This window comes from Paenibacillus caui (genome assembly GCF_019904135.1).
Classification (GTDB): Bacteria; Bacillota; Bacilli; order Paenibacillales; family Paenibacillaceae; genus Fontibacillus; species Fontibacillus caui.
The window spans coordinates 1-26,583 of sequence record NZ_JAIOGQ010000019.1; the positions used below are offsets into that span (position 1 = coordinate 1).

Below are 26,583 nucleotides of genomic sequence, written 5' to 3' on the forward strand. Positions count from 1 at the left end.
GCATCTGTTTATTCCTTCTTCGATGGATTGGTCGCACAACCATCTTACGGGATATGCAGATGTTTTTTCTATATGTTCCCTAGCATAACGTTCTATGGGGTTCAAGCACTACGTTTTGTGTAGAGCCTTATTTTTTAAACGACTTTATTATTCGTGAACAAGATTTCCCCTTTATTCTTCAATATTTTCATCTTGTCGCTTTGTTCGTAGATTATAGATATAGACTATTGGAATAAGACCGCAAATAAATAATATTCCACCCATAATTACCCCATTGATTATAGTAAAGCCATCAGTGAGAGATACAAAAAATCCAACAACTGTTGAAATTAAAATAAGCACAACCAGTGAAATACTTAGACTCTTTTGTGGGTTAACTTTATTACTTTCGTGGTCTGCACTAATACTCATTGATAAATATGCGGAAATAATTGTGGTAATCATAAAAACAAGCCATAAGGGATTTTCTCGCATACCGTCTAACCCTTTTGTAACTAAGTCATTTCCTAAAATTCCAAGAATACCAACAGTTTGAATGATATATGCAATGCCGATGTTTTTTAAATTCTGTAATACTAAACGTTCATCTGTAATTTTTTTCATTTGTAATCATTCTCCTTTATCTACCCAAAATACTTCATCTAATGTTTTATTAACTGCATAACAAATATCCAGACACAACTTGAGGGTTGGATTATATTTTCCCTTCTCAATCAAACTAATAGTTTGGCGAGTGACGCCTATCTTTTCTGCCAGTTGTTGTTGTGTCAAACTTACTTGAGTACGAGCAATCTTAACTTTATTCTCCAAATGTTGTATCCCTCCTCGAATTTATTGTAACATATATATTGCATTATTCAATATATATATTGCATTTAAAATAGAGCTAATCTTTAAGTAAACTGCCACGTTTAGTTGAAGATGAAAGGGAGAACGTTGTTCTCCTTCATAACTTTTTGTAAACATCTGCATAGGCTACTTTCAGTTGCTCTTTGAGTTGCTTGTTTTCTTCCTCCAATTTTTTGTTCTTCCTTTTTAGAGAGGCGATAAGAGCATCCTTGTTGCTTTCATTCATTTTTCGTTTTACTTGTTTCGGTGTAGGCACTTGTGACTGCTGATTTCGTAATGTTTCAATTCTCGAACGAAAGTCCTTGTTGTTATAGAGCGTTGCTTTTGAAACGGCAGCTTCACTGGCTACACTGTTAAAGTTTATTTTTTCATTAGCCTTTATGAGCCTTTTAATGGCTTCATCTACTTTCTGATAGGTATTTACTTTTCGTTTGGCATGAATCGCTTTCAAATGGGCAGAACGGTCATATTCATCCATTTTTAACACCTAACTTTCTTTTCATCCGATCTTGTCTACCAAAGATAACATTTCCTTCTTGGAGGGTATTTAAGATGTTTTGGTAGCGTTGTACATTCTTTTCATTTTTCTCCGCAATATCTTCTCGACCTCTTTGTTTTGCTATTTCAATTGCTTTCGTAGTGGTTTTAATGTGAAGTTCATATTTTTGCTTGTCTAATTCGGAGAATCCCACTGCTAAGTCTTTACATGGTGTTTGATTGTCACCACAAGTTAGACAAGGTGGTGCTTCCATATGAGGACAATTTCCATTCAAACGAGCGTGACACGTTCCATAAGGGTTGTCCATCGCATTCAGCTTATGATCTTGCCATAAGGCATCTAATATGTCTGTTGGTATATCTTCTCCTGCTTTAATTTGTTGTACCTCACCGTTTAAGTTGAAACTAAAAACTCCTTGCTGTACCACTGATTCAAACGCTTTTCTTTTCGTATCATCTAATAGTTTGGCATATCTTAATGTCATTTCGGGGGATGCGTGAGCCAATAACTCTTGTACCGTAAGAATATCCGCACCACCATTTAACATTTTTACACCGTAGGTGTGTCGGAATTGGTGAGTTTTGAAATGAAATAAGTTTCCACTTTCATCGGTAATGTTCTTTTGCTTTGCTAATATATTTAGTTGACCTTGAAAAAAACCTTGACTAAATGGTTTTCCTTTGCGTTGACCACGATATCGAACGAAAATATACCCTTTAGGGTTGTTGTCTTGGTTGCTCAATTCTTTGGATATATTAATCAAAACGGCAAATATATCTGCTAACTCATCATCAATCGGAATCCGATGCCCTTTTACGTATGTTTTTTCAATATCAGTTTCAATGTAATAATGACCATTGAGTTTGACTAAACAATCAGAAGTTAACCCAAGTACATCAGATATTCTAAGTCCTGTTTTAAACGCTATCCAAACAACAGGTTGACAATCTTTATGCAAGTCATTGATATGAGTGAATAATTGCTCCAATACATAGTCAGGAATATAGTCAATTTGATCAATAGATTTTTTACGGATTTTCGGTTTATCATCGGGAAAATTCCGACTTCCCATAATCGAACAATGTATCATCGGCATCGAATAATATCGTCTTGTAGTTCATCATGCAGCCTCCCCTTTTCTTGCCACGCTGTATCGTACGAATGGTTTATAGAAATATTCTTGCTCTTGACAAGACCCCCATTAAGAATTCTGCAAAATATCCGCCAATAACTTTCTTGGAAAATGCTAATACATAAAGACCAGCCAGCGATTAGGAATCAAGCGAACCAGTCGGGTCAGCAAATTACATCAGTCCCTTCGTCTATTCGGCGGCACATCGCTAAAGAAATCGGCAAACATCTCTGTAATCTGCCGAAGCAGAACGATGGACTTCTCCAGCGTTTCAAGCTCAAGGCTGTGATCGGCATGCTCAATCGGCCGGACCTTTACGTGCTCCAGATTGTGAATGTAATCTACGTTCTCCGAACTGAAAAGCGGGTCAGCAGTACCATAGATAACGGTACAATCGGATTCGCGAATATAAGGAACCGTATTATTAATCGGAGTGAGAAAGAGCTGGCGAACCTTATCCCTCCCGATAATTTCACCAACCTGTCCGGCGGCCAGCGTACCCAGGCTTTTACTGACGAATGAGATGGTTTCGTATTTGTCCCTGATTTGGTCAATCGCATGCTTGCATTCAAAGACCAATATACTGAGATCTTTCCAATCAAACGGTATTCTTGCACTTTGATATCCATATTCAAGCTGAAGCAGATCATAGCCATGTTCAATTGCGCTCTGACTGGCATAATTCAAGAGCGGACGGTCACAGGAATAATGGCTGCCTGGAAAAAATACGGCCAGCGATTTTTCGCTTCCTGAAAAATATTTATGCTCCACGTTCCTGCCCCATGCAGAGGGCAATGAAATCAAGCTTTTCTTCACGAATGCCGCCTCCCAAGATTTAACCTTCATTTTGCATCCTTAAAACGCTTATTCCTGATTATACCATTTCGTTTTATATCTTTACTATTGTCTAATAATAAGAAAAACCTGCAGAGAAGTCCGCAGGTCAAAATTCTTTGTAATAAAAAACCGTTTCGTCCAGATCCCCGTTCGCTGAACGGGCATACCGCGGAATCCGTCCTGCTTCCGAATAATTCAGGGAACGGTACAGGTTGTTTGACGGATCGCCCGATCTTGTATCCAATACAAGCAGCGATCTGCCCTCCTCCTTCGCCTTCGCTTCCATCGTTTGCATCAGCAGTCTTGCAATGCCTTTTCTTCTGCTGTCCGGGTCGACCATCAGCTTGGCCACTTCTGCCCGGTGAGAACCGTTGGCCTTCAGGGCCAACTGCAACTGCACGCTTCCGACAATTGTACCATCCTGAACGGCAATCCAAAGATGAACGCCCGGCTCAAGCACTTGCTTCCAGTAACCGGCTGCTTCCTCATCGCTTAGCGGCGGGAGGAAACCGATGGATGCCCCGTCCTCAACAACCCGAATCAATAACTTGGACAATCCATTCAGCAATCTCTGCTCCATGAATTTCACTTCTGAAATCATCATTTGGTTCCCCAGTTAACTCATCCTTTCAAGCTTCTTGCGCTTATATTTTTACTATTATGTATCTTAGCATATACTCTTTCTTTTGATCCTTCTCGTATTTCAACACTTCGGCGACCGTCCCTGTCTCGATGATTTCCAGCCCATTAAAATGCAATCTTAAATCTTCTTCCGTGAAAAAGTGGGCATGCTTGCCCTCCATATACTCGTATGTGCCTTCTTCCAGCTTTTTTCCTTGTCCTTTATGAGGATCCTGATCGGAAAAACAAGTAAAATACATCATTCCCTTTTCGTTCAGCCTGTCAACACAATTCTGAATGAGTTTCTTCCGTTCCGCCAATAAAAACAAATGCAATACATCGTAACAGTAAACAGCATCAAATTTCTTTTCCGTAACAGTATCCAGAACCGATCCATGAATAAATGCGGTACCCGGGTCCCACTTTGCCGCCAACCTGATGGCTTCGCCGGATAATTCGATCCCTGTCACTTCAAACGTGGAGGAAAACGCCTTGCTGTTTCTCCCATACCCCGCGCCTGGAATAAGCAATGTTTTGACCTTGTTGTTCGTAAATATCGTCCTGGCATGGCAAGCGGTTTCGCTTGCTTCCTTGCCCCAGACCATTCCTTGCTGGATAAACCTTTGATCCCAATAGGTGCTCATTTAGGTTCCTCTCTTCTTTTATCAATTATCAATGATCGCATAAAATTGACAGGTGTAAAAATATGGGTATACACTTAGGAAGGAGCATATTCTATTCCCTGTTCTGATCGGTTCAAGATCCATTTCATCGTGAAATGTGAGGTGAAGATTATTGAAAATAAATAAAAAATATATAGTTGTCATTATAATCGTATGTATCATTGCTGTCTTTGAAATTGTTCATAGATCTCAAATGAATACTTCATTCAAAAAAGTTGTCTTAGATCGGTTGAATGGAACAGAGATTACATCAATTCATATTACAAGAACATCAGTATCAGTAGACCCCTATGAAGAAAAAGAAATCGTTGTGACAGATAAGCACGTAATAAATAATATAATAAATGATTTTTCTGAAATTAAGCTAAGAAAATCACGTAATCACGATTTTAATCCTAATGAATCATATCATTATATTATGCACATAGAAGTAGACAGACCAAGAGTCAGTAGTTTAAGATTCGGAATGACTGTTTACGACAAAAAGAATATATCCATATTTGATTATGATAATAGAAAAAATAAGTATAATTCATATAAAATAACCAATGAATTCAGCCCGGACTCCCTTGAAAATGTATTTAAATAAGAATACTATGGGAATCAGCGGACCGGTAAGAAAATTCATTGCAAATCGGAGTAAATCCCCAAAAAATCAGGCGACTGCTTTCCGGTAAAGTCCGAAAAACGGCCGCCTTTTTAATATTTTCCCAGTATGAGGACAAAAGGATGCTTTCTCTATTACTTCATTCCCGTATAAATGTAAATGGCGTCTCTCAGAAACTCGGCTGTGCCGGGCTGAATGGCATCATAATGAGCCTTGAACCGTTCATCGTCCACATATATTTGGGCAAGCCCGGCATGGGCTTCTTTGCTGTACTCGTGCCAGTAATAAGAAAGCCACTGTTTATGCAGGTCTGCCGCTTTTTGTGCGAGTTCGCTCCCCGGATCGCCCGTCTTAAACGCCTCACCCAACGTGGAATTGACTTGTTCAGCCAAGCGCGTTACTTCTTCATATTGTTCCTGTGTCATGTTTTTCAGCTTTTCGTTCGACTTGTTTACGGTATCTGCATCGTACTTCTCGCGAATTTCCTTGCCATATTTTTTCTCGTTATCGTCTATGAATTGCTGCTTGAAGCCTTCGAATTTTTCCCGGTCGGTCATCTTCGTTCTCCCTTCGTTTGAGGCAATCGTTCTCTCCACATTGGCGATCAGCTGATCGAGCTGCTTTCTTCTGTTCAGGAGCTGTTCACGATGCTCTTTCAAAGCCTTGGCCGCGTCAAAAGAAGGCGAGGTGACGATTTCCTTGATTCTGTCCAGCTTAAGCCCGAGTTCCCTGTAAAATAAAATCTGCTGCAGCCGGTTCACCTCCGCCTCACCATAGATTCGATATCCCGACGAGCTCATTCTTGCCGGCTTAAGAATGCCTATCTCATCGTAGTACCGAAGCGTTCTGGTACTGATTCCGGCCAGCCTGCCCAGCTTCTGCACCGTGTATTCCATATGCTCACCTCCTGACAATATGAATGTACACCTTAACGTAACGTCAATGTCAACATGCCGAGAAAAATAGTTATTTTATATTTACAAACCGATGGTCGGTTTATATAATGATCTCATAAGCTTTAAATTGAGGATATTAAATTTTCGGATGAAGGAGTCGTCCCCCGTGAAGCAGGAAGAAAGAAGACAGCATACCCTTCAGCTTCTTCTTGATGCAACCAAAGAGCTGATTATGGAGAAAGGCTGCCAGTCCATCACCATGAAGGACATTATGGAAAGAACCGGCTTGTCCAAAGGAGCGATTTTCCACTATGTCCAGAGCAAGGACGAAATTTTTGCCTGGATTCTGCAGGAGCAGCTTGAAAAGACGAATGCCCGGTTTAACGCCGAGATTGAGCAGGGAAACCGTTCATTTGACTCGCCAATGCAGAAAATTGCTGAAAGCCTTGCGCTGCTTGACGATCCCCGCGATGTAACGAATAAAGTGCTGGCTTATTTGCTGGGCAGGGAGGATCAGCCTCCGGTCGCGGCGGCGCTTAAACAATTCTATGAAAATTCCGTTCATTTTTCCTCGCAGTGGATTCGAATGGGGCAGCAGCATGGAGTCATTCCGGCATCCGTGGACACGGCTGCCACGGCGGAGATGTTTGTATTGCTGGGGCTGGGAATGCGGGTCCGTTCCTCCTTTCCGCTTCAAAAAGTTTCTTTTTCGGCTCAGAGCTTTTCCGAATTTATTGCCGGTGTTTTGAAATCCAAATGATACGGAGGGTCTGAAGATGGCACCATTCATTGCGCTGCTCGGTTCTTTTTTGTTATTTCGGCTCGTGGGCTGGCTGGGCTTAAGCTATTTCGATCATTGGCACCCTTCCCTAGAGGCTGCGGTTTGCGCCATGTTCCTTCTGACTGCATCCGCCCACTGGGGAAAAAGACGGCCCGATTTAATCCGAATGGTTCCGGCAGTATTCCCTAAACCCGACTGGATCGTAACGGTTACCGGGTGGCTTGAGATTGCCGGGGCAATCGGCATTTTGTTTCCCGCTACTTCCCGCGTCGCATCGATTGGCCTGATCGTCCTGCTCGTTGCAATGTTTCCGGCCAATGTAAAAGCTGCCCGTGAACGCTTGACCATCAACGGTAAACCCGTACCTAATCTACTTCTGCGAACGGTTTTGCAGCTTGTGTTTATAGGCGCCATTCTGTTTGCAGCGTAAAAATGATGAAGCCGGAACCCGCTCCTAATACCCGGCGGTTCCGGCTTCGATCGTTAAACCCTCGTTATCCCCCAGCCTCAATAGATACTGCATGCGCAATGCTTGGAATCGTTTCTCCCTGCTGGTAAGACAGCGGCGACAGAAGGGCTCCTGTCGCTACGACCAATATCCGCTTTAGCTCTCCTCTGCGAATGCGGTTCAAGAGATGGCCGTAAGTGACAACCGCGGAACAACCGCAGCCGCTTGCCCCGGCCTGAACCGATTGCTTCTCATAGTTGTAGATCATCATTCCGCAGTCCTTGTACACGGTCTGTTCAATCGGGAAATTATGCTTTTTAAACAACGCATTGGCGATTTCATAGCCAACTTTGGATAAGTCACCCGTTACAATCAGGTCATAATAGCCCGGTTCAATCTGCATGTCGCGAAAATGCGCCTGAATGGTGTCAACAGCAGCCGGCGCCATGGCCGCACCCATATTGAACGGATCAGTGATCCCCATATCCATAACCCGGCCGATCGTTGCGGAGGTCACGACGGGGCCGGCGCCTTGGCGGGAAATGACCGCCGCTCCAGCCCCCGTAACCGTAAACTGGGCCGTCGGCGGCTTTTGCGATCCGTATTCCGTCGGGTATCGGAACTGCTTCTCCGCACTCGCATTATGGCTCCCGGTAGCTGCCAACACATACTCCGCTCCTCCGGAATTGACGACATATGCGCTAAGGGCCAGACTTTCCATGGAAGTCGAACAAGCCCCGAACAGACCAAAATACGGAATGGAGAGCGTACGCGCCGCAAAGCTGCTGCTGATGATCTGGTTCATCAAATCGCCGCCGAAGAAGAAATGAATTTCTTCTTTTGTGAGCCCCGCATGCTCCACGGCGAGATTCGCCGCCTCTTCGATCAACGTTTTCTCTGCCTTCTCCCAGCTTTCCTGACCCAGGGTAAGATCGCCGTGAATGATATCAAAATCTTCGACAAGCGGTCCCTGGCCCTCAAAGGGTCCAACGATAGTTGCCGTAGACAGAATAGAGGGCTTGTTCTCAAATACCCAGCTTTGATGTCCTTTTAGCATCGATAAGTCCCTCCTATCATGAAATGGTATCCAGAATGATATGCACAACACCCACGATGAAAGCCGTCACAACTCCGTAAACGATGACCGAGCCGGCGAGCTGAAACATGCTTGCCCCTACGCCGAGAACCAAACCTTCGCTGCGGTGCTCAATGGCGCTTGACGCCATGGAATTGGCGAACCCGGTAACCGGGACTGCGCTGCCGGCTCCGGCCCACTGGGCAATCTTGTCGTATACCCCGAAACAGGTAAGGATGACGGAAAGGATAATCAGAACCGCCACCGTAGGGCTCGCAGCCGTTTTATGGGTGAATCCGCCCCATCTGACGAACATTTCCTCAATCGCTTGACCCAGGACACAGATTAGTCCTCCGGAGATGAAGGCGCGCAGGCAGTTGACGCCAATCGTGCGTTTAGGCTCGATCTTATTGGCAAGTACCTGGTACTCCTGCTGGACAGGAGTCAATTTTTTCTTCTTCTGATCCGCCATTTCTACCCTCCTACCTGATCAGTAAAGGCTTGATGCCCTCGATCACTTTAAGCAGTTGTTTGGAGCTTTGCTCGTACAGCGTCTTCCCTTCCTGATCGTCGGTGGAAAGGGCGAACATTTCCAGATCGGCTTCGCATTTCTTAAGCTGAGCAAGGAGAGCAGGCTTTTCCATGGGATCAGGAACCTTGAGATTGTCATCGAACAGATCGACGTAAAGCTGTCCGTAACTGTCAACCTGACCAATATAGACGTTATCCACCGATACGCCGAGCTTTTCAAGTTCTGTGTTGAGCCATTTGCGGTTTAAGCCGTTTGTCGCTAGCGGCTCGTCAAGAATTTTGCCGTCCAGAATGACGGCCTGGGGTTCACTTTCGGGCGCTACCTTGATTCCCAAAGCGGAAGGCGTAAGCGGCTGATGTTCTTTTTTCAGCAAAGCATTGATTTCACCGCTCGGCTCTATAACAGCAAATTGGACCTCGGATACACGAAAAATACCCTTTTTCCGGAGCTGTTCAAGCAGTTCTTCGTTGGTAAGGCGCTCTTTCTTCATATTGTCATCCATCACTTTGCCATCCTTGATCAGCACGGTTCCGTTACTGTCGATCCAGCCGCGCAGCCGTTTGCTTTTCATCTGGACAAATTCAATCCCGAGGGAGACGAGCGCCCAAACGGCTAGAGAGATTGCAGGAAGGTACCAGCTTCTGTACAAGTCAAGCGATATACTGGCCGCCAAATCGCCAATCGTAATTCCTGTAATGTATTCAAAGAAAGACAGTTGGGAAATTTGCCTTTTCCCAAGCAGTCTTGTGAGCAGGAACAGAAAGGCAACAGCAGCTAAAGTCCTTATGATGATCTCAAGCCAATGCGGCATGGGTCAGCCTCCTTTAAATGCAATGAACAAAGATCATTGGAATTATTGCCTGTATCTATTTTTTTATACAGCCACAAAATGCCAACAGCCTTTGGGCAGGGGAAGCGAATTTTTTATGATTCGGTATGTATATTTTGCGGTATGAAGAATCAAATTATTAAACGTTGTTACTCTAAGGAGGTGAAAAAATCCATGACCGTTGCTTCTGATGTCAAAACTTGCATGGCTTCGCTGAAAAGCGCCCAAGCAAACCTGGAAACTTTTGCTCTCAGCACTCAAAATCAAGAAGCGAAAAACCTTTTCACAACTGCAGCTCAACAAACGCAAGCGATTATCGATCAGGTTCAAACTCGCGTTCAACAGCTGGAGAACGAAGAGCCTCAATATAAAGGCTTCTAAACCCATTCGCCTGAGATATCAATAAATAAGGTCCCTGCTGATGTGCTTTCTTCCACCAGTTCGGGACCTTATTTGAATTTTCATCATCCGCTGGGCCTTTATTTGGTCAGATTGATTAATGCAATCACCGACAAATGGACCGGATAAAAGCTTCTCCATATCTAGTTCGGAACCATTCTGCGTTCCAGATAACGATATACTTGCGGAAAATAGACGATTCCCATCGTCGTAAGAAGGCTGAAGATCTGGACGTCCCATCGTTTGATCACTACAAATAGAAGATTTAAAGCCAAGTGGCTTCCGATCATCGCATGGCCGCTCATATACCTGTAAATCAGGACCAACAAAAGGCCGTAAATACCGTAATCGAAATCCAGCAGCTCCATAAAGGCGGATAAAACAATAGTCGCGGGGATCGACAAAGTCTTGCTCCAGTGGTCAAGTCCATACAATACGAGGATGCACACAAAAAGCGTACCGATCACGTTGATTCCCGTTGTTTGGAAAGCAAGCATAAACGGAATTTGTGAAACAGCTGCAAGCGCCAGCAGCCTGAGCGTATAACGCTTTAAATCGCTTGTCCGCCTGTACCCCACGACGATCAAATAAGCGTAGATAGGGAATGCGATCCTGCCGATGATTCGCCATGGAAGCATGTCCGGATAAAAAACGGCGCCAATGTGATCGACGAGCATCGTCAACATCGCTATGATTTGCATACCTTCCTCCTTATGGTTCGTGAATGTCGGAGTCCGTTTTGTCTTATCACGGATAACCTTGGTCGTCCATGTTCAAGCCGATGGAAAAGACAGCCCCGCCCGAAGGAGCGTTATAGGCCTCAATGGAGCCGCCATGTCCCTGAACAATGGCCTTTGCGCCGAGCTCTCCTTCCTGTTCCATTATTATAGCATCGGGGTACAGCCGACATACGCTCCAAAATAGGAATTAGGCTGGATGAAGATACCTATAATTACACGATAGGTACCGAAAGCTCACTTTGAGAAATGTGCCTCTGAACATCAGGGCACAAATACCAATGGGAGGTCATGGAATGATCAAGTATCGAGAAATTGCAGGTGCAAAGTGTCCAAATGACAACAAAATTGGGATATTGAATGAGAGCAAAGTTGAACAAAAAAGCTTAGCAATTTGCCAAGCTTTTGACTTTATTTTGAAGGTCCGTTTTTATATGCTTTTCGGTATTCTCCGTTTATTTCAACTGCGATTGCTTCGTTTGGTTCTATTCCTTTGATTTCGTATAATTTGCTTCCAACTGGTGCTTCATTAGATTCTTCATTTTCTTTAGGCATTGGCTGAACTATACGTTTCACTACACCGAGCTGATTCCCGATTTTATCTTGTGTGACCTTCTCCACCGACAAGCCATATTGGATGTTATTCAAAACAACGGTACTCGGATATGAACCTCCTTCGGGTCTTTGTGCAGAGCATCCCGCTAATACAAAAATTGTAAGCAACATGATAAGCAGTAATCTCATTTCTGTACACCTCCTAAATATCAGACGAGAAAAATTGAAAATAGTTGCTTTGTTAGTTACTCCGCACTGTCTTTTTGAAGAACGTTTCGCTGCCCATCCTAGCGTCGCCTATGAATATTGACTCAAATGAAAGGGCCACCCTGCTGGACGGCCCTTATGTTCATCACTATCATATTAAGTGGTATTCTTATGATAGATTTGATCTGTTATACTTAAAACTCTAGTATAGTAGACAACGTTTATTTTCCAAACAACTTCTCATTTTGTGTAGCTATTTCCTCTTTTGTCATTTTTGGAATGGGATTCTTTTTGAGATCTTCAAGTACACTATTAATCTCTTGATGTATGGTTGAGAGTTTGTAACTATCCTTTGTATTCGAGAAAATTTTGTCGGTGCTCTTTGATTCTTTTAATGAAAACTTCCCTTGATACATTCCGGTTAACACATAATAGTTTTCATTAGGATTTGCTAAATCTCCGTCATCTTCTGATAAAAATAGGACTACTTCTTCTCCCTCAACAAAATCGGGAAATCCTTCAGAAACCAATGTTTTGTTACCTATAGTTCCTCCATCTATTCTTACAGTTATAACCTTATCGTCATAAGGTTTGTTTTTATAAACATTTTCGACATTAACTAGTATATCTGTTTGAATAATATTTCGGACATCTTTGCCCTTTTCAAAATTTGGATTACTCCATTTACTCGGCAAGATTTCCCTCACAGTTCCTTTAACAATTACTGAAGAATCATTAATTAAGGTTCTTTGATTCTTTTCTGCAATTGCACCTTCAGTATAGGCAGTTTCTTGTTTAGTGATAAAGTTAAATACAACAACGCCTAAGATAAAGGAAAAAATAGTCCCTGATAAAATTACCCACAAGATTGTCTTATTCTTCTTTATCATCACTTATCGTCCCCTTATCTCACCAATGTATGGCGGTGATACCATTAATGTCATCTGTTGCAAGCGTCCTCCAGGAAGTATCACCTTTAGAAATCGTTGGCCACATTGTTGCATCCGAAACATTTGAATGGCTTAATCCAAGTAAATGACCTAGTTCATGAGTAAAAACACTTTGTAAATCATAAGCGGTTGATGTACCAGTGGTTGACCAAGGATAACTTATATTAACATCAATATCCACTTCTGTGTTGCACCAATAAAGATTATTATCCTTCCATACATACTCCTGGGTAACGTAGGTAGCCTGCATTAAATAAGTATTTGTTCCTCTATACCCTTTAGTCACTTCATTTATATCATTATCATTTGGGTAAGTCGTATTACTCGTGTCAGTCCCCCTCGTAACTAGGGTCCCTAAACCAACACCGTTCCACGCAGATGCTGCATTACTCAAAGCTGTTTTTGTTTCCGCGGCAAACGTACTTAATGGACGAACAACAGTAGGTGTTGGACTAAATCCACCATCATGTCCTATATTGTATGCAAAAGCCGAGTATACGCCAAAAACAAAACTAAATAACATTATCGTGGATACTAATGCTATAGTTTTATATTTTCTTAACAATGACATTTAAAATCCCTCCAAGATTACTTTTAACTGTGGAGATTAACTAATGCGTGCCTTATCACTACATGGGACAAAAGATCATTCACAACATCTGTCTATGCTTGGTTCACCCCGCCCGTCATAGACTTGGACAGTGCTTTGTCGGAAAATGCAGCTGAGTTAAATGAATCCCCCTTCCTACCGTTCTTCTTACATTTTTATTACAAACAATTAATTTGAAACATATTCTCATTATAGAAAATATTGTAACGTCCGTCTATCAGGAAAAATGTCGAATACAGTTGAATTATACTGGTAATTTGAACCATCAACTGAATGGGAATCTCTTCAATCGAATATCACGCGCTTCATAATACTAAAATGCAGCACAATATAAATTGTGTTGTACTAGACTCTAGTAAATGGTATAATCTGACCACATATGCAACACAATTTACAAAGTTTCGTTCACTTTTTAATGCAACACAATTTATTGGTCTAATCTCCGCGGTAGGTGGTATGCATGAATCGACTCAATGAATTCGCTACTTATTTGCAAGAACGCAGTAAAAGCCGAAACACCATCAAGGGATATATTTTTGATCTGAGTCAGTACTTAAAATGGTTTGAAGAATCTTTTGGACAACCATGTACCGAACTCTACCGACAAAATGTTCTTGACTACATCGTCTACCTTAAAATCATCAAAATGAATAACGCCAAAACGATTAATCATAAACTGAGCAGCCTGCGTAGCTATAACGAATTTTTAATTAAAGAAAAAGTTCAGAACGATATGGTCATTGATAAATCCGACATGCTCAAGATACAGACCGAGTACGCTTCTCCAACTCAAGTGACGGAACTGGAAGTCAAACAATTTTTACAACGGGTACTGGAAAGCAAAGACAAACGAAATTATGCCATCGTTACGCTGATGGCTTACACGGGTATGCGGATTTCTGAAGCTCTTTCAATTCGTCTGAGTGACTTCAACCTCCAAACCGGTGAATGCATCATTCGCAACGGTAAAGGGGAAAAGCAGCGGACGGTGCTCCTGAACTCAAAAATCATTCACGCACTCCGGGATTATCTCAAAGAACGTATAAAATACACCGCGGCGGAGGAATCGAGTTATCTGTTTGTCAGCAAAAAGAAAGGCAGCTTGGATAGAACGGTAGTTAACCGCATTTTTCAAAAGTTCAGTCCGAAAATAACACCTCATCAACTGCGGCACTTTTTCTGCACAAACGCCATTGAAAAAGGGCTGAGCATCCATGAAGTTGCCAATCAGGCAGGACATTCTAACATCAATACGACCCTACTCTATACGAATCCCGATAAGGCCAAGCTGAAGCACAAAATGGAACTTCTATAATGGAAACTGTGCTGCCACCTTTGCGAGAGGAGGCAAGTTCGTAACATGGCATCTATTGAACGTACTGCTTACCCACGATTCAAACGCAACCTGACACAAAAGGAACTTCAAGATGTTTATTCACCGACACCACAGGAGATCCAGTTTGCCTACAGTGCTGCACGCGGGGCTGAACCTTTGCTTCATCTGTTGGTCATGCTGAAGGCATTCCAGCGGTTGGGGTACTTTCCGTCTATAAGTGATGTACCGGTATCAATCGTCAACCATATCCGGCAACAATTGTCCCTCCCGCCAGAGCTCCAACCTGATGTCACTCCAAGAACCACGTTATAAACACCACGAGGCCGTTCGGGGATACCTGGAGATCATCCCCTTTGGGAAACACGCTAAACGTATCTGTATGCAGGCGTTGTACCAATCAGCTCAAGTTATGGACAACCCTGCTGACCTGATCAACGTAGCCATCGAGGAACTCGTTAAAGAGCGCTGTGAGCTACCTGGGTACAGTACCCTTGATCGTCTGGCTCGACGCATTCGAATTCTGGTGAATCGTCAGTTCTTCAACTACGTATTCAGCCAACTGAGCGAGATGGAACAGCACCGCCTGGACCAATTGCTCAACGTAGAAAAACCTCGTCATAAAAGCGACTTCAACTATCTGAAGGAGACACCGAAAAGCGCTACTTTAAGTCACATGCGCGATTTACAGGCTCGGTTCTCCTGGTTGTTGACCATGGGAGATGTTGAGAGGCTGATAGAAGGAATCCCGAACGCAAAGATTAAGCACTTTGCCGCTGAGGCTGGAGCTTTAGACGCGACGGAAATGCGGAAGTTTACCCAATCGAAACGTTATACGCTCCTGCTGGCCATGGTACATCAGGCGCGGGTTACGGCTCGTGATAATCTGGTGGAGACTTTCCTTAAGCGAATCGGAGTTATTCATAACAAAGGTAAGCAGGCTCTGGCTGAGTTGCAGGAGAAACACCGAGCGAAAACTGAACGCCTTATTTCTATTTTCACCGAAGTTTTGCAAACCGCGGATGGTCACCAGGATGACGATGAGACCCTTGGGCGTAGCTTGAAAGCTCTCCTGACTGCCCAGGGAGGTGCCAACGTCTTGCTCGATGAGTGTGAGTCGATCTCAGCTTACAGCGGAAATAACTACCTGCCCTTGCTTTGGAAATTCTACAAGAGCCATCGGTCTGAACTCTTCCGTATGGTCCGCCTATTGGACATCGATTCCACTTCGCAGGACCACTCCCTTACAGATGCTCTGGATTTTCTACTGCAGAACGAGAACCGACGTAGTGAGTTCATCAGTGGTGATTTGGACCTTTCCTTCGCAAGCGAGCAATGGATTCGGACCATCTTGGTAAGGCAAAACGGGGATATCGTCTATAATCGCCGTCACTTGGAAGTTTGCGTGTTCAGCTGTGTGGCATCCGAACTCAAAAGTGGGGATCTCAGCGTGAAGGGATCTGAAAGCTTCGCTGACTATCGGGATCAGTTACTTAATTGGAGCGAATGTGAGCCTATGGTAGCCGATTACTGTCGAGAACTAGGTTTTGAACCGACCGCTGCCGGTTTTGTACAGCAGTTGCGGGACTGGTTGACACAAACGGCCGAGGAAGTTGATCGCAACTATCCAGAGAATGGTCAGGTCGTCATCAGTGAAAGTGGAGAACCGGTTCTGAAGCGTATCACACGCAAAGACCTGTCGCAGAACGCTAAGGTTCTGGAGAACGCAATTCTGGAACGCATGCCCGAGAGGAATATCATCGATATTCTGTGCAATGTTCAACACTATACGAACTGGTCCCGTCACTTTGGGCCGTTATCTGGATCAGACCCGAAGCTGGAAAACGCCTTGGAGCGTTACATTATTACTACTTTTGCCTATGGATGTAATGTCGGACCTGCTCAAACTGCCCGACATATGAGGAGTAAGGTGACTCCGCACCAGATTTCGTTCGCCAACCGTCGCCACGTTACAGCTGAGAACCTAAACCAGGCGATTCTAGACGTAGTAAATCAATATAATCGATTTGGCTTACCCAAAATATGGGGTGACGGGTCATCTGCAGCAGCTGATGGCACTAAGTTCGACCTGTACGAAGAGAATTTGATTTCTGAGTATCATATTCGCTATGGCGGATACGGCGGAATCGCTTACCATCACGTCTCTGACACTTATATCGCGTTATTCAGCCACTTCATCCCTTGTGGTGTATGGGAAGCTGTCTATATCATAGACGGCCTGCTCAAGAACAAATCGGAGATCGAGCCAGATACTGTTCACGCAGATACTCAAGGTCAGTCATTGCCGGTGTTTGCGCTGTCTCATTTACTGGGTATCAATCTGATGCCGCGCATTCGCAATTGGAAAGACCTTAATTTTTTCCGCCCCAGCAAGGATACCGTCTATAAATATATTGACCCACTTTTCGATGAACCGGTGAACTGGGAGTTGCTCGAAAACCATTGGCAAGACCTAATCCAGGTAGTTCTCTCCATAAAGGCAGGCGAGGTACTACCCTCAACACTACTCCGGAAGCTTGGCAACAACAGCCGTAAAAATCGGCTCTACCGGGCCTTCCGTGAACTTGGCCGTGTAGTTCGCACGGTGTTTCTATTGAAGTACATTTCCGATATAGAGCTCAGGGAGCAGATTGGCGCCACTACCAACAAAGTGGAGGCATATAACGGTTTTTCGAAGTGGTCGTTTTTCGGCGGTGAAGGTGTAATTGCAGAGAACGATCCTGAAGAGCAAGAGAAGCGTATCAAGTACAAGGATCTGGTGGCTAACATAATTATTTTTCAGAACGTCGTGGATATGACTCATATCATACGGGAACTACAGTGTGAAGGGTACGAGATCAGCCGAGATGACTTGGCTGCCCTGAGTCCTTATCTAACCCGTCACATCAAACGGTTTGGGGACTACTACTTCGACCTTGGGAACGTTCCTCAACCTCTGGAAAGCGAGCTTTCGGTACCTATCGTGTAATTATGGTATCTTCATCCAGCCTAATTCCTATTTTGGAGCGTATGTCGGCTGTACCCCCATCGGATAAGGCGCTGAAAAAAGCTGGGCAAAACGCCTGAGTGACCACGGAGCTCGCCTCAATTTTTCTATACAAGAAAATTTAACATTATGAGATGTAGGTAGATGCCAAGCAGACTTTTTCCTAATGTCTCCCGGAAAGACTTGCCCTAAAAATAAAACAGCGGCGAACTAGGACTTGAAAAATAAAGCCCTTGACTGCCGCTGCTTGATTGAGCTATCGTTTCCCGTTTGCTTTACAAGCTGTCATATTGACTCAACCCCTTTTTGCCTAACCATTGTCAATTTGCTTGATGACCTTAGCTGGATTACCACCTACAACCACGTTATCAGGGACATTCTTTGTAACAACTGCTCCAAAAGCAATAACCACATTATTGCCTATCTTTACGCCGGGGTTGATAACCGAGCGTATAGCTTTCATTAAAATGTCCTCCCTGCAAGATCGGATGAATTGACCGTCTTCTTATTGTGAGCGGATCCGTCGCGCGGACGAAGCATGCCGCCAACAAACCGAAGTCCGCGTTTTTTGGTGATGAATCGTCCTAATTGAGTCCCCAAATAATTCTGTGTACCCGGAACGACGTACAGCTTCCCATCATTCAACGCGCGAAGCGCAGCTTGCACGACTCTCTCGGGAGTGTCTTTCTTGCCGACGGCGGCTTCTTCCGCGCCTACGACATTAAAGAAGCTGGTGTCCGTCGCACCGGGGCACAACGTGAAGAATTGAACGCCGCGTTTGCGGTTTTCCCACCATAACGCTTGGGTAAACGAGAGGATGAAAGCTTTCGTCGCCCCATAAACGGCCATATAGGGAAGGGGCTGGAATCCGGCGGTCGAAGCCACATTGATAATGGTACCCGAGCTTCTGCGCAGCATATCCGGCAGGAATAAGTGGGTCATATCGACAACAGCGGTCACATTGAGCATGACCTCATCATGCTGACGTACTCCCGATACTTGTTCAAACAACCCGTGCGTAGCAAAGCCTGCATTGTTGACCAGCACTTCGACATCCAATTTCAGAAGTTGACATTGCTGATACACCTCGCTGGACGCGCCCTCCTTCCCAAGATCGATAGCGATAATCTCCACTTTGACGCCATGCTTCTTTTTGAGTTCTGACGCCAGGCTCTCCATCTTGTTCTTGGATCGGGCTACGAGTATCAAGTTGCCGCCTTGCTTGGCCAATTGTCTTGCGAATTGCTCCCCAATTCCGGAAGAAGCTCCCGTGACGAGTGCCCATTTCCCTTGAATGTTCATCGTGCAACTCTCCTTTTTGGATTCCATGTTTTATTTAAGAAACGTTGTTACCAAATTCTCAAAAATAATTCCCAACTCCCGCATGAGTTAAGAATCTCGCGCTTTTTGGTAACACTGTTTCCGATGAAACCCATTGTAACCCCGCTTTTTCAGAAAGTCAATATCGTTATTTGAACATGATTTGAGACAGCCATCGTCACATTGACAACTGTCCAACAACTGTATAAAATTTTTGTTATGATGTTCGGAAACTTTGTTTCCTAACGATAACGCATTAACCGAAGGTGATGAATATGGACAACAAAGATAGTTCCTCAAATAAGAACACACGAAAGTTGAAGACTTACCAAGAAGCACGCTTGCAAAATATAGAAAATTTGCGCAAGCTCGTTGTGGATGCTGCTGCAACACTCCTTCAAGAAGAAGGACCGGAAAACGTTACGGTACGTAAAGTTGCTCAGAAAATGGATTGCTCGACAAAGGTCATATACAGCTTGTTTGTCAATAAAGAAGGCTTGGCTCAGCAGTTGTATCTCGATGGTTGCAAGCTTCTCGCTAACGAATTCGAGGGAACGCCGCACGCTGACGATCCGGCACAGCATTTGCTGAATCTGGGCGAAACCTTCTGGGAATTCGGGCAGCGTTACTCCAGTTATTATAAGCTGATGTTCGGAGGAGCCTTCGCGGATTTCAAACCGGACGAGGAAAGCATGGACGGCACCGTAACAGCCATGCGGCAACTAATGACTGTGATCAGCCATGCGCAAGAGCAAGGACTGATTCCCGGCCCGTATGACACGGAAACCGTAATACGTATATTCTGGGCGTCACTCCATGGCGTTATTCATCTTTACATGGGCGGACACTTGGGAGACGTCCAATCCGCCCATGCCGTATACAGGCACACGCTAACTTTGATTGTCGGCTCGTTGTTTCCAAATCAAAGCTCCTAAAGATTCAGATGCCGCGCTCCTCTATAGACGTCAAAGAGCTCCCAACTTCCGCAAAAGATTCTCCCCAATCGCTATTGGTCAAAGTCCTGCTCGGCTGCTGCTTCTGGCTTGCTCCTGTCGCCCAGCGCAATGAGTGCCGGTAGAAACAGGGGCAGCATCACGAGCACCAGCAGAACGAGCGCCGTAATTACCGCTGTAGACAGTTGGGTCAACGTCAGCAAGCCGGATGGATACATAGCCGCAAAGGTCCCGCACAGAATGATGACTGCCGAAACGATTATGCTGCCGGTATGCTTCATAGCTTCGGTGATCGCCTGACCCGGTCTTAGATGGTCGTATTCGCGGTATCTCATCATCAGAAAGATACTGTAATCCACCCCTAAGGCCACGATCATAATAAAGGAGAAGAACGGCGTGGTCCAGGTCAGCTCCTGATTACTGGTAAAGGTCGCGAATATGAGTCTTGTGGCGGCCAGCGCCGTATAATATGCAAGCACAAGCGAAGCAATGATGACAACTGGAAGCCTGAAGGAGCGGGTAATCACCATCAGGACAATCAGGATGCCTGTAAGCATGATAACGGCTGTCTTCGTAAAATCACCGGTACTCATCTCGTTCAGGTCGTTGTTCTGTGCGGAAGTTCCCGTTATGCCGTATGGCGAATCGGCAAAACTGCCGCCCTTCACCATTTCCTTGTACTGATCATGAATGGAATCTATAATCTCCATTGCCTCGTTCGAGTATGGATCCACCGACAAGACGATGGTCCATTTCGCCAGATGACGATTCGCCGACAAATATTGATCCAGCGCTGCGGAGAATTCTTCCCCGGTACGAACTTCTTCGGGAATGAAGAAGGAGTCCGCTGAGCCTGTACCGGTTACCTCGTTCAAATAGCTTTGCGCGCTTGCCAGGCCGCCTGATATTTCCTCAAGTCCATCTGCGCTTTCGCCCAGTCCTTTTTCCAGCTCGGTCATTTGCCCACCAAGCTTGCTAAGCCCTTGATCAAGCTGCTGCTGACCCTGATTGATCTGCTCCAGACCGTTCGACATCTCAGGCAGACGAGCGATCGTCTGCTGCTGGCCGCTGCTGGCCCGGCTGATTCCGTCCTCCAGCTTCAGGGCGCCTGACTCCAGCTGTCCTGCTCCCGCGATTAATTGCTGCTGGCCTGCCTGAATCTGCTTCATCCCTTGATCAAGCTCGGCAAGCTTCTGATTTGCCCCCTCAAATGTTCCGTTCAGCTGGCTCATTCCGGCTGACAGTTTGTTCAGTTGCTCAGAGAGAGCAAGACTTGACTGCTTCAAGGCGGCAAAATCAGAATTTTGCCCGATTCCGGAAATAGATTGTTCCAAGGCCGAAATGTATCCGTTCATCTTGTTCGAAACCTGGACCAACCCTTGCAAGGAGGTTTCGATCGTTTGATACTGCTCCGCGATTTGATCATAGCCGGCGTGAATACCGGACAACCCTTCAGAAAGATTATCCGTTGCCGACGTCAGCTTGGAAAGGTTCTGATTCAGGCTGACCAGACCGCTATGCAAATCCTCCGCTCCCTGTACGCCCTGCTGCATGCCTTTGTCGATTTGATTTAAGGCTTGAACCGCCTGATCAAGTCCTCCCTGAATATCCATTGTTGCCGTAATGAGCCTATCCACTTCCGAAAATGACTTTTCCGGGACCTCGCCCAGTTTATCCTCTGCTTCGCTGAGTCCATTCTGAATCGTTTGGATCCCGTCGTTCGCTTTCCCGATCCCCTCTTTCAGGCTTGCATTCTGGTCATCCGTATACAGCTCGGGAATTTTCTCTCCGTTTGGGCGGGTAGCGCTGTACACCTTCTCTACGCCACTCGTTTTGCCGATCATCTCGGTTACCTGATCTATAAACTTCAGGGCATTCTGGGAGTCCAGGGATTGATCATCCTTCAGTACCAACGCTGCCGGCAAAGCCTGACCTGGAGGAAAGTGCTCATACACCAGATTGATCCCTTTTACGGTAGAGTAGGAATCGCTGATTTCCTTCACGGAATTATAGGTTAACTGCTCTTTGTAGAGAACGAGAGCCGGTATCGTCAGCAACAGCGCTATAATCAGGCCTATGATCGGCCGGCGGACGGCAAAACGTGTGATGGAAGAAGTCAGTTTATTCTCGCCATGGCCGGCTATTTTCTTAGATGGCCAGAACAGTTTTCCTCCCAGCAGCATCATTAATGCCGGAATGACAGTGAACAAGGCAAGCATCAGCACGGCGACGCCAATGCCGACAGCGGAAGCGGATTTAAACAGCTTGAACTGGGCCAGCCCCAATGCGCTGAAACCGATAAAGACGGCGATACCGCTGTACAGCACCGTTTTTCCCGCTGTCTTGTAGGTGTGAAGAATCGCATCCCGCTTCGTCTCCTGTTTGCCCAGCTCTTCCTTGAACCTGGTAAACAGCAAAATAATATAATCCGTGCCAATGCCGAACAAGATCAGCACAAGAAAGATCTGCGTAAAATTCGAGAATGGAAAATCAAGTTTGTCGACCAACTGCGTGACCACGCCGAGTGAAACGATGTAGGTCAGCCCAACGGTCAATAGGGAGGCGACAGGCGCAACAGCCGAACGAAAAATCGCGACCAGGACGATGATGATGAAGACGACCGCTACTCCCTCGGTCTTTTTCACGCCGGATTGCGTCGTTTTGATAAAGTCTTCGGTAATGAGCTCAGGGCCTGTAAGCGAGTGGGCAACCGGAATATCTTTCAGTACGGTCGACAATTCATCGCTGACCTGCTGCCGGGTGCGGTCTCCCCGGTGGACGGATACGGAAGTCAGCACGGTCGTCCCGTCCTTGGAAACCAGCTGCTTTCTGACCTCCTCACTCTTGGTATGGGCCAGAATATTGGTGATTCCGAGCTTGTCTTTCCCGGCTTCCAGCTTCTGAATTCCCCGCTCGATTTCTTTCATTTGCTGGCTGCCAAGCGCGGTATCCTCATGGAAAACGATGAGAACCGCCATATCTTTTTCTTCCTTGGAGTGATTAAACTCCTTTAGCAGTTCATCCGCCCGATAGGATGGGAACTGTTCGGGAATGGAAACCTGGCCCTTCTCCCTGAGCAGATTGTCCATATTCGGCATAGAGATGATGGAACAGCCTGCCAGCACGATCCAAAGTGCCATGTTGAACCATTTGTTTTTTAAGATGTGTTTCATGCTTCTCCTCCTGCTTCTTGTTGCTCCCATCCTAGCAGGAAGAAATAAAATAATAATGAATCAAAAATAAAACATGATAAAGATGTTAGAGTTCCGTATTCATAATGTTTATAGGAGTAACCTTCTTTTGATACAGGTTCGGAGGGATCAAGCTGACCCCACTCTCCATCTCCAGTACGTACTTAAACGTACTTCACATGGGATTCATCTGCAAAAATTACAGTGACGGGAAAGTTTCGCATAAGACTCAATCGAGCATTGACGCTTTGAATTATTAATCATAACAATCCATTTTATTGTTCTTATTTTCATAGTCGTAGATGCGCTTGACGTCAGGAAAGTACGCCTTTTCTCCTTCGAATTTATTTTCTGTCTCTTGGTCTCAAACAAAAGAACTTCTGCAAGACAAAAGCCCGTCCCTAAGAACGAGCTCTTAACAAACCTATGCAGTTTCCCCTTCATGCCAGCGGAATGGTAAACGTTATCTTTAGTCCGCCAAGCGGTGACCTGGAAGCATAAATTTCGCCGCCGTGCCGGTTTACTATAGACTGACAGCTGGAAAGTCCCAGTCCGGTTCCGCCTTCCCGGCTCTGTCTGGACTGATCCACCGTAAAAAATCTTTGAAACAGCCTCGGAATGGCCTCTTCCGGAACCCCAACCCCGTTATCTTCAATTGTAAAAATAGCCTGGCCCTCCTTGGAAATCCCCCTCATTTCAACGACCAGATCAGGTGCCGAAGCATACCTGACGGCATTGCTGATCAGGTTGGCAAACACCCGGCGCAGCATCGGCTCGTTCGCAAGAATATGGTCGTCCGCCTTGAAGCCGTTGTGCCGGATCAAAGTGAAATCAAACCCGGCGAGCTCCGCCTCATATTCCACAGCCACACTCTCAAACAGCTCCCTGACATGTACGGTCCCAAAGTCGAGCGACGGCAGCAGCACCTCGTCTTTCGTATATCTCGAAAACTCCGCCATCAGCTCCGACAGATGCTTGGCCTTCCTTGAAATGAGCTGCAAATAATCCTTCTTGTCTTGTTCGGTCACAGAGTCCTTCGTCAGCAGCAATTCCAGAAAACCGTTGATCGAGGTCAGCGGCGTTTTGATGTCATGGGCGATGGCGGCAACCATGTCGATTTGTTCCTTGTTGGCCTGTATAAGCCGCTCTTCCATCCGGTTCACATGCCGGTAGAGCTCGCCGATCTCGTCTCTGCGCGAAACGGTCAGCTTGCTGGGAAGGGGAGTCCCTTTTATTTTGCCTAGCCTGCGGTTCAACCGCTGTATCGGTTTGGTAATGAAATGGTTGAAATATAAGGTTAACACAACAAAAATCAAGGCCAGCGCGACGAACAGCAAAGTGAAGGTTCTCGTAAGCGCCATTCGGAGCACAACGTTTCTGTTATTCATCGACCGGTTAAATTTGAGCAGCAGCACCGTATTCCCCTGACCGTCCTTGACCTCATCCCAGGCCTCCACGGCGCTTTTATCATTTGCAGCAGCATTGAAGCTGCCCGCAGGCGTAAAATCCTTGCGGTAGAGCGTAACCGTGATGTTCTCTTCTTCCGATATTTTCTCCAAATAACGGGATACAGCGTCCATATCCGGATATAGTTCTCCTGCACGCCTGGCTATTTCCGCATTCTTATTCGCAAAGTCCTGACGAATATGGCTTGTAATGCTTTCAATGACTGACGCCCTGACATACAGGGCGATAATGAGCGCAAGCCCGAGCACGATAAAGGAAAAGAGGAGGGGCAGCTTTACTCTAAGCTTCATTCTCGCAGCCCTCTGGAGAAAATTTGTAGCCGATCCCCCATACGGTTCGGATAAAATCATATGTTTTGCCCATTTTTTTGCGAATATTTTTGATATGAACCGTTACGGTGTTGATATCCCCGAACTCGTCGCCCCAAACGCTTTCGTAAATCTGCTCACGGCTTAATACCTGGTTGGGATGCCTGACCAAATAGGATAGAATTTGAAATTCTTTTACCGACAAATCCAGGTTGCTGCCTTCGAGAAAAGCTTCATAGGTCGTCTCCTGAAGCTGCAAAAGACCAACTGAAAAACGGCCTGGCAGGCTTGATAAAGCCTCCGCTTCCTTGCTTCTCCATTCGCTGTGCATTCGCTCCAGCTTGCGAAAGTGGGCTTTGACTCTTGAAGTCAGCTCCTCCAGACTGAACGGCTTGGTCATATAATCGTCCGCCCCGATTTCAAGCCCGATCACTTTATCGATATCCCGGTCCCTTGCGCTCAGAATCAGGATCGGCACATTGAATTTCCGCCGAACTTTCCGGCACACCTCAAGCCCGTCTAGTCCGGGCATCATAATGTCCAGGATCATAAAGTCAATGTCCTCGCGTTCCACCGTGTTAAGCGCGTCTTGTCCCGAGTATGCCGGAATAACGGAAAATTGCTCGTATTGCAGACTGTCCGAGATCAGTCTCACGATATCCCGGTCATCATCGACCACCAATATGGTTCTCGTCATTATCTCCTCACCTGCCTGGAATCTGATGACATCAGATTACCACACGGTTATGAAATAATCCTAAACGAAATATGAAAAATAGGGATTTCACGATCAAAACAGGCTCCATTCGAATTCACGCGAAAGCCGCTCGATCAGATCAACGCCCGCAATACTGTTTCCTTTCGGATTCAGGGCCGGGCCCACCACGCCGATGCCAAACCGCCCGGGTACAAAGGTCAAAATCCCGCCCGAGACGCCGCTCTTCGCCGGCATGCCCGCACCGATGGCGAACTCTCCCGAACCGTTGTACATGCCGCACGTAATCATAAAGGATTTGGCAATTTGCACATAGCGCTTTGGAATCAGCGACTTGCCCGTCAGCGGATCTGTACCATTGTTAGCCATGACCAGAGCCATCCGGGCGAGATCGGCGCAGTTCACCTTTACGGAACAGTGGCGGAAATAAACGTCCAGCACCTCTTCCACCTTCCCCTGCAGAATCCCTTTATCCAACAAGAAATAGGCCATTGAGCGGTTCAGATGTCCCGTTTCGCTCTCCGAATGATAAACGCCCAGATCGTAATCAAGTTCAGGATTTGCAGCCAGCTCGCGGAAAAATTCCAAAATACGAGCCGATTTATGCTCGGCTGTGTCCCCTTTGATCAGGGAAGAAACGACGATAGCCCCTGCGTTAATCAGCGGATTAAACGGAATGGCCGGCTGAATGAGCTCCAGCTTCATCATGGAGTTAAAATTGTCGCCCGTCGGCTCTTTTCCGACTTTGGAGAACACTGCATCTTCGCCGTGATCCATTAAGGCCAGAATTAAGGTGAACACCTTGGAAATGCTCTGCAATGTAAAAGAAAAATCCGTATCGCCCGCCGAAACGGCCCTCCCGCTTTTGTCCATGATTTGAATCCCCAGCAAATCCTGCGGCGCTTTGGATAACTCGGGAATATAGGTGGCTACCGTTCCATCGGCGCTTTGAAGCCTGCTTGTTTCCAACCATTCGGGCAGAATGGATTCGAGTTTGTCCATTTCATTCATCTCTTTATTCCCTCCATCCAGTGCGAGTCTA

General features: G+C 45.6%; 26 protein-coding genes and 3 pseudogenes. 7 read left to right on the forward strand and 22 right to left on the reverse strand.

The window, feature by feature from the left end:
• Positions 1-171 precede the first annotated feature (171 nt).
• From K7397_RS12455 to K7397_RS12485, 7 genes and pseudogenes are all read right to left on the reverse strand, one after another.
• Positions 172-603: a hypothetical protein gene (locus tag K7397_RS12455; RefSeq protein ID WP_223068289.1), complete on the reverse strand. Its 432-nt coding sequence runs from the start codon at positions 601-603 to the stop codon at positions 172-174.
• A gap of 6 nt (positions 604-609) precedes the next feature.
• Positions 610-810: a helix-turn-helix transcriptional regulator gene (locus K7397_RS12460; RefSeq protein ID WP_223068290.1), complete on the reverse strand. Its 201-nt coding sequence runs from the start codon at positions 808-810 to the stop codon at positions 610-612.
• Positions 811-946: 136 nt separating this feature from the next.
• The gene (locus tag K7397_RS12465; protein ID WP_223068291.1) at positions 947-1,327 is read right to left on the reverse strand and encodes a DUF6262 family protein; all 381 of its coding nucleotides are present in this window, start codon (positions 1,325-1,327) and stop codon (positions 947-949) included.
• Positions 1,320-2,405, reverse strand: a pseudogene (locus K7397_RS12470) (tyrosine-type recombinase/integrase); the annotation flags it as partial. The gene K7397_RS12465 and the pseudogene K7397_RS12470, both read right to left, overlap by 8 nt.
• A gap of 252 nt (positions 2,406-2,657) precedes the next feature.
• Positions 2,658-3,296, reverse strand: a complete 639-nt coding sequence (locus K7397_RS12475) for a hypothetical protein (RefSeq protein ID WP_223068292.1) — start codon at positions 3,294-3,296, stop codon at positions 2,658-2,660.
• Positions 3,297-3,423: 127 nt separating this feature from the next.
• Positions 3,424-3,921 carry a GNAT family N-acetyltransferase gene (locus K7397_RS12480; protein WP_420488781.1) on the reverse strand — a complete coding sequence of 166 codons (498 nt, stop codon included), beginning with the start codon at positions 3,919-3,921 and terminating at the stop codon, positions 3,424-3,426.
• 40 nt (positions 3,922-3,961) lie between these two features.
• The gene (locus tag K7397_RS12485) at positions 3,962-4,582 is read right to left on the reverse strand and encodes a class I SAM-dependent methyltransferase (protein WP_223068293.1); all 621 of its coding nucleotides are present in this window, start codon (positions 4,580-4,582) and stop codon (positions 3,962-3,964) included.
• A gap of 151 nt (positions 4,583-4,733) precedes the next feature.
• Between K7397_RS12485 and K7397_RS12490 the strand changes: the two genes are divergently transcribed.
• Positions 4,734-5,210, forward strand: a complete 477-nt coding sequence (locus tag K7397_RS12490) for a hypothetical protein (RefSeq protein WP_223068294.1) — start codon at positions 4,734-4,736, stop codon at positions 5,208-5,210.
• A 152-nt stretch (positions 5,211-5,362) separates the two neighbouring features.
• On the opposite strand, the gene K7397_RS12495 is transcribed toward K7397_RS12490, so the two are convergent.
• Positions 5,363-6,124 (reverse strand): MerR family transcriptional regulator, encoded by a 762-nt coding sequence (locus K7397_RS12495; RefSeq protein WP_223068295.1) that lies wholly within the window; start codon positions 6,122-6,124, stop codon positions 5,363-5,365.
• A gap of 166 nt (positions 6,125-6,290) precedes the next feature.
• On the opposite strand from K7397_RS12495, the gene K7397_RS12500 reads away from it, so the two are divergent.
• Both K7397_RS12500 and K7397_RS12505 read left to right on the forward strand, forming a co-directional pair.
• Complete coding sequence (locus K7397_RS12500; protein WP_223068296.1) at positions 6,291-6,884, forward strand: TetR/AcrR family transcriptional regulator; 594 nt, start codon at positions 6,291-6,293, stop codon at positions 6,882-6,884.
• Between the two features lie 16 nt (positions 6,885-6,900).
• Positions 6,901-7,335, forward strand: coding sequence for a DoxX family protein (locus tag K7397_RS12505; RefSeq protein ID WP_223068297.1), 435 nt, complete (start codon positions 6,901-6,903; stop codon positions 7,333-7,335).
• Between the two features lie 64 nt (positions 7,336-7,399).
• On the opposite strand, the gene spoVAD is transcribed toward K7397_RS12505, so the two are convergent.
• Genes spoVAD through K7397_RS12520 form a run of 3 tightly spaced genes read right to left on the reverse strand, consistent with a single transcriptional unit; the run spans position 7,400 to position 9,771 of the window.
• Positions 7,400-8,410, reverse strand: a complete 1,011-nt coding sequence (gene spoVAD, locus K7397_RS12510) for a stage V sporulation protein AD (RefSeq protein WP_223068298.1) — start codon at positions 8,408-8,410, stop codon at positions 7,400-7,402.
• A 16-nt stretch (positions 8,411-8,426) separates the two neighbouring features.
• Entirely contained in the window at positions 8,427-8,900 is a 474-nt protein-coding gene (gene spoVAC / locus K7397_RS12515) for a stage V sporulation protein AC (protein ID WP_223068299.1), read from the reverse strand.
• 10 nt (positions 8,901-8,910) lie between these two features.
• A complete protein-coding gene (locus K7397_RS12520) occupies positions 8,911-9,771 on the reverse strand; it encodes a DUF421 domain-containing protein (protein ID WP_223068300.1) in 861 nt (286 codons plus the stop codon).
• Positions 9,772-9,963: 192 nt separating this feature from the next.
• Between K7397_RS12520 and K7397_RS12525 the strand changes: the two genes are divergently transcribed.
• Positions 9,964-10,170 (forward strand): DUF1657 domain-containing protein, encoded by a 207-nt coding sequence (locus K7397_RS12525; RefSeq protein WP_223068301.1) that lies wholly within the window; start codon positions 9,964-9,966, stop codon positions 10,168-10,170.
• Between the two features lie 161 nt (positions 10,171-10,331).
• On the opposite strand, the gene K7397_RS12530 is transcribed toward K7397_RS12525, so the two are convergent.
• The 5 genes from K7397_RS12530 to K7397_RS12545 all read right to left on the reverse strand — a co-directional run bounded on the left by K7397_RS12530 (position 10,332) and on the right by K7397_RS12545 (position 13,208).
• Complete coding sequence (locus K7397_RS12530; RefSeq protein ID WP_223068302.1) at positions 10,332-10,889, reverse strand: TraX family protein; 558 nt, start codon at positions 10,887-10,889, stop codon at positions 10,332-10,334.
• A gap of 46 nt (positions 10,890-10,935) precedes the next feature.
• Positions 10,936-11,070: a hypothetical protein gene (locus K7397_RS21870; protein WP_273545620.1), complete on the reverse strand. Its 135-nt coding sequence runs from the start codon at positions 11,068-11,070 to the stop codon at positions 10,936-10,938.
• A gap of 266 nt (positions 11,071-11,336) precedes the next feature.
• The gene (locus K7397_RS12535) at positions 11,337-11,669 is read right to left on the reverse strand and encodes a NisI/SpaI family lantibiotic immunity lipoprotein (RefSeq protein WP_223068303.1); all 333 of its coding nucleotides are present in this window, start codon (positions 11,667-11,669) and stop codon (positions 11,337-11,339) included.
• A gap of 239 nt (positions 11,670-11,908) precedes the next feature.
• Entirely contained in the window at positions 11,909-12,577 is a 669-nt protein-coding gene (locus K7397_RS12540) for a hypothetical protein (RefSeq protein WP_223068304.1), read from the reverse strand.
• A gap of 19 nt (positions 12,578-12,596) precedes the next feature.
• Entirely contained in the window at positions 12,597-13,208 is a 612-nt protein-coding gene (locus tag K7397_RS12545) for a matrixin family metalloprotease (RefSeq protein ID WP_223068305.1), read from the reverse strand.
• Between the two features lie 499 nt (positions 13,209-13,707).
• On the opposite strand from K7397_RS12545, the gene K7397_RS12550 reads away from it, so the two are divergent.
• A complete protein-coding gene (locus tag K7397_RS12550; RefSeq protein WP_223068306.1) occupies positions 13,708-14,562 on the forward strand; it encodes a tyrosine-type recombinase/integrase in 855 nt (284 codons plus the stop codon).
• Between the two features lie 45 nt (positions 14,563-14,607).
• Positions 14,608-17,569: pseudogene (locus K7397_RS12555) on the forward strand (Tn3 family transposase).
• Between the two features lie 328 nt (positions 17,570-17,897).
• Here K7397_RS12555 and K7397_RS12560 read toward each other — a convergent pair.
• Both K7397_RS12560 and K7397_RS12565 read right to left on the reverse strand, forming a co-directional pair.
• Positions 17,898-18,038, reverse strand: a pseudogene (locus K7397_RS12560) (acetyltransferase); the annotation flags it as partial.
• An 11-nt stretch (positions 18,039-18,049) separates the two neighbouring features.
• Complete coding sequence (locus tag K7397_RS12565) at positions 18,050-18,889, reverse strand: SDR family NAD(P)-dependent oxidoreductase (RefSeq protein WP_223068307.1); 840 nt, start codon at positions 18,887-18,889, stop codon at positions 18,050-18,052.
• Positions 18,890-19,182: 293 nt separating this feature from the next.
• Here K7397_RS12565 and K7397_RS12570 point away from each other — a divergent pair, with 293 nt between their 5' ends.
• Entirely contained in the window at positions 19,183-19,842 is a 660-nt protein-coding gene (locus K7397_RS12570) for a TetR/AcrR family transcriptional regulator (RefSeq protein ID WP_223068308.1), read from the forward strand.
• A gap of 71 nt (positions 19,843-19,913) precedes the next feature.
• Here K7397_RS12570 and K7397_RS12575 read toward each other — a convergent pair whose 3' ends face one another.
• From K7397_RS12575 to glsA, 4 genes are all read right to left on the reverse strand, one after another.
• Positions 19,914-23,033 (reverse strand): MMPL family transporter, encoded by a 3,120-nt coding sequence (locus K7397_RS12575; protein ID WP_223068309.1) that lies wholly within the window; start codon positions 23,031-23,033, stop codon positions 19,914-19,916.
• A gap of 458 nt (positions 23,034-23,491) precedes the next feature.
• Positions 23,492-24,808 carry a HAMP domain-containing sensor histidine kinase gene (locus tag K7397_RS12580; RefSeq protein ID WP_223068310.1) on the reverse strand — a complete coding sequence of 439 codons (1,317 nt, stop codon included), beginning with the start codon at positions 24,806-24,808 and terminating at the stop codon, positions 23,492-23,494.
• Positions 24,798-25,523 (reverse strand): response regulator transcription factor, encoded by a 726-nt coding sequence (locus K7397_RS12585; protein ID WP_223068311.1) that lies wholly within the window; start codon positions 25,521-25,523, stop codon positions 24,798-24,800. The genes K7397_RS12580 and K7397_RS12585 overlap by 11 nt, the downstream gene beginning before the upstream one ends.
• Before the next feature lie 93 nt (positions 25,524-25,616).
• Positions 25,617-26,552, reverse strand: coding sequence for a glutaminase A (gene glsA / locus K7397_RS12590; RefSeq protein ID WP_223068312.1), 936 nt, complete (start codon positions 26,550-26,552; stop codon positions 25,617-25,619).
• Positions 26,553-26,583: the final 31 nt, after the last annotated feature.